Source organism: Gordonibacter pamelaeae 7-10-1-b (assembly GCF_000210055.1).
GTDB lineage: Bacteria > Actinomycetota > Coriobacteriia > Coriobacteriales > Eggerthellaceae > Gordonibacter > Gordonibacter pamelaeae.
Window position 1 is genome coordinate 1,874,590 of record NC_021021.1, and the last position, 3,217, is coordinate 1,877,806.

General features: G+C 69.3%; 4 protein-coding genes. 3 read left to right on the forward strand and 1 reads right to left on the reverse strand.

Going from position 1 to position 3,217, the window contains the following annotated elements; translation table 11 throughout:
- Window positions 1-28: 28 nt before the first annotated feature.
- The 3 genes from GPA_RS08665 (at window position 29) to GPA_RS08670 (ending at window position 2,380) form a co-directional block, all read left to right on the forward strand.
- Window positions 29-994, forward strand: coding sequence for a TIGR03915 family putative DNA repair protein (locus tag GPA_RS08665; protein WP_015539631.1), 966 nt, complete (start codon window positions 29-31; stop codon window positions 992-994).
- Window positions 995-1,250: 256 nt separating this feature from the next.
- Window positions 1,251-1,610, forward strand: a complete 360-nt coding sequence (locus tag GPA_RS20390; protein WP_015539632.1) for a DUF362 domain-containing protein — start codon at window positions 1,251-1,253, stop codon at window positions 1,608-1,610.
- Entirely contained in the window at window positions 1,538-2,380 is an 843-nt protein-coding gene (locus GPA_RS08670) for a DUF362 domain-containing protein (protein WP_269446305.1), read from the forward strand. Before GPA_RS20390 ends, GPA_RS08670 begins: the two co-directional genes overlap by 73 nt.
- Window positions 2,381-2,558: 178 nt before the next feature.
- Here the strand turns inward: GPA_RS08670 and GPA_RS08675 are convergent.
- Window positions 2,559-3,217 (reverse strand): hypothetical protein (locus GPA_RS08675; protein ID WP_041239353.1); only part of this gene is annotated, 659 nt, incomplete at its 5' end.

The following is a 3,217-nucleotide window of genomic DNA, read 5'->3' on the forward strand; positions in this document are numbered from 1 at the left end:
CCCTCGAGCGCCCCGAGGCAGCGTGCGCATGAGCGGCGACATGGCCGAAGCCGGCAGCACGCCCATAACGCCGGAAGAGCCGCTCCCCGACGTGGCCTACGCCTACGACGGGACGCTGGAAGGCCTGCTGTCGGCCGTGTTCGAGGCGTACGTGCGCCGCGAGGACCCGCAGGACGTCACGGCGCAGGCCGCGCTCCAGCCACGCCTCGGGCAGACGGTGCGCTTCGTGGAGACGGACATGGAGCGCGCCGTGCGCGTCCAGCGCGGCATCAAGCGCGTCTGCGGCCACGCCGCCTACGACGCCGTCATGCGCGCCTCGCTCTCGGACGACCCGAGTGCCGGCACCGTTGTCTACCGCTTCGTGCGCTACGCCATGGCGGCCAAGCGCCCGCACGACTGCACGGGATGCCGCCGGCGCGGATCGTGCAGCGGCCCCATGGCCTCGTCGCAGCCGACCGATTCCCTCGGCTGCTCGGGAAAGGCGCGCGGCAGCGTGCTGAACGACCTCGCCCACCCTGCCGTGGAGCCCCTGCACCGCCTCGTGCGCTCCGTGGGCAACGAGCGCCACCACATGGTGCAGTTCCTGCGCTTCGAGCACCTGGAGAACGGCGTGTGGCTCGCGCGCTGCAACCCGAAGGCCTCGGTGGTGCCGCTGCTCATGGACTGGTTCGCCGGCCGCTTCAACACGCAGCCCTTCATCATCTACGACGAGGTGCACCACCTGGCAGGCGTCTACGAGGGGCGCGACTGGTACCTCGTGCGCACCGACGAGCTGGACGTGCCCGACCGCGCCGCGGAGGAGAACCTCATGCAGGCAGCTTGGAAGCGCTTCTACCGCACCGTCGCCGTGGAGGCCCGCTACAACCCGGAGCTCCGCCGCCAGTTCATGCCCAAGCGCCTCTGGAAGAACATCCTGGAGATGCACGAGGATCTCCCCGGTACCGAGCTGGCCCGCGCCGCCTCCCTGCGAACCGAGCGCCTCTGGCGCGGTTGAGGGAGAGGCGGTTCGCGAGTTTCCCCAGAACCCGCGAACCGCTATCATGAGACCCGACGAGAGAACCGCACGGGAGGCGTTTTAAAAGCTCCGAGGCCCAAGCCCGCCAGGGGCCGCCCCGTAGGGCAAGGGCCCTGCCCTTGCCACAACCTGCGGGACGGTCCCGATCATCGGCAAGGGCAAGGCCCTTGCCCTACGTTCAGCCCGGCAGGGCGACAAGGCGGAGCTTTTGACACAACCTCGAGAAGGAGGGAACATGGAAACGGCAAAGGTGTACTTCACAGACTTCCGCACGCAGGCGTTCGGCGACGGGCTGCCCACGAAGCTGAAGAAGCTCGTCCGCCGTGCGGGCATAGCCGACCTGGACCTCGAAGGCAAGTTCGTGGCCATCAAGCTGCACTTCGGCGAGCTGGGCAACGTGAGCTACCTGCGCCCGAACTACGCACGCGCCCTCGTGGACGTGGTGAAGGAGCTCGGCGGCAAGCCGTTCCTCACCGACTGCAACACCATGTACCCGGCAGCCGCAAGAACGCCCTCGAGCACCTGGAATGCGCATGGGAGAACGGCTTCACGCCGCTCACGGCGGGCTGCCCCATCCTCATCGGCGACGGCCTGAAGGGCACCGACGACGTGGAGGTGCCGGTGGCAGGCGGCGAGTACGTGAAGGCGGCGAAGATCGGCCGCGCCGTCATGGACGCCGACGTGTTCGTGAGCCTCACGCACTTCAAGGGCCACGAGCTCACCGGGTTCGGCGGCGCCATCAAGAACATCGGCATGGGCTGCGGCTCGCGCGCCGGCAAGACCGAGCAGCACAGCAACGGCCAGCCCGACATCGACGGGGAGAAGTGCCGCGGCTGCAAGAAGTGCCTGCCCGAATGCGCGAACGGCGGCCTCGTGTTCGACGAGGCCGCCCGGAAGATGGGCGTGGACAAGGAACGTTGCGTAGGGTGCGGGCGCTGCCTGGGCGCCTGCAACTTCGACGCCATCGACTTCGCGCAGGACGCCGCCAACGCCGACCTCAACCGCCGCATGGCCGAGTACGCGAAGGCCGTCGTGGACGGCCGGCCGCAGCTCCACGTTTCGCTCGTGGTGGACGTGTCGCCCCATTGCGACTGCCACGCCGAGAACGACGCCCCCATCCTGCCGAACCTGGGAATGTTCGCCTCCATGGACCCGCTCGCCCTCGACCAGGCCTGCGTCGACGCCTGTCTGGCCGCCTCCCCCCTCCCCGGCAGCAAGCTCTCGGACAACCTGGCCACGCCCGGCTTCGAGCCCTCGGGCGACCATTTCGCCAACTCCACCCCCGAGTCGGAATGGCGCACCTGCCTAGAGCACGCCGAGAAGATCGGCCTGGGAACGCGGAAGTACGAGCTGGTGAGGATGTGAGATAGGGGCTATTTCACCCGCTGCCTCCGCATGTCTTCGGCCCCTCCCAAGGGCGGCCGAAGACATGCGAAAACGAACATCTTCGGCCGCGCCATTCGCACGCCACGTCCTTGTCGAACCGGCGCGATGGCGTCGGCGGAGCGCACGTTCCCCGCGCGCCTTGTTGTGGCCGTCTCCCCTACACCCCCGTCAGGTCGAACGGGGGGATGAAGCTCTCCTCGGCCGCGCCGCCCTCCTGCCAGAAGTAGTCCTCCACACCCAGCGCATCGGCGTAGTCCAGCAGGCGCTCGTAGTCCTCGTCCGGGACGCGCCGGGCAAGCTCTGGGCAGCGGTGCAGCGCCGCCGCGGCGCGCTCGTCGCCCGCGGCGGCCGCATCGGCCAGAACCGGCGTGTACTGGTTCATCAGCGACAGCAGCACGTCGTCGCCGAAGCGCTCGTGCACGAGGCGCACGACGCGCTTCGAGTCCTCGAGGGCTCCCGGCAGCATGAGGTGGCGCACCACCGTCCCGCGAACGAGGCGCGGATCCCCGTCCACCTCGTCGAACTCCGGGGCGCCGGTCTGGCGCACCATCTCGCCAAGGGCGGCCAGCGTTGCATCCGGGTAGTCCGGCGCCTTCGAGTAACGCACCGCCAGCAAGGGATCGGCGTACTTGAAGTCGGCGAGGTACACATCCACGGTACCTGCGTTCGCCTGCACGGCCGCCACCGTCTCGTAGCCCGAGGTGTTCCACACCACGGGAAGCGCCAGCCCCCGCCCACGCGCCCGCGCCACGGCGGCGCGCGCCTGCGGGGCGTAGTGCGTGGGCGTGACGAGGTTGACGTTCAGCGCGCCCTGCG

Bases quoted from the DNA above. Each gene is read 5' to 3' on its own strand.
- GPA_RS08665 (WP_015539631.1), top strand. From the start codon at position 29: ATGAGCGGCGACATGGCCGAAGCCGGCAGCACGCCCATAACGCCGGAA.
- GPA_RS20390 (WP_015539632.1), top strand. From the start codon at position 1,251: ATGGAAACGGCAAAGGTGTACTTCACAGACTTCCGCACGCAGGCGTTC.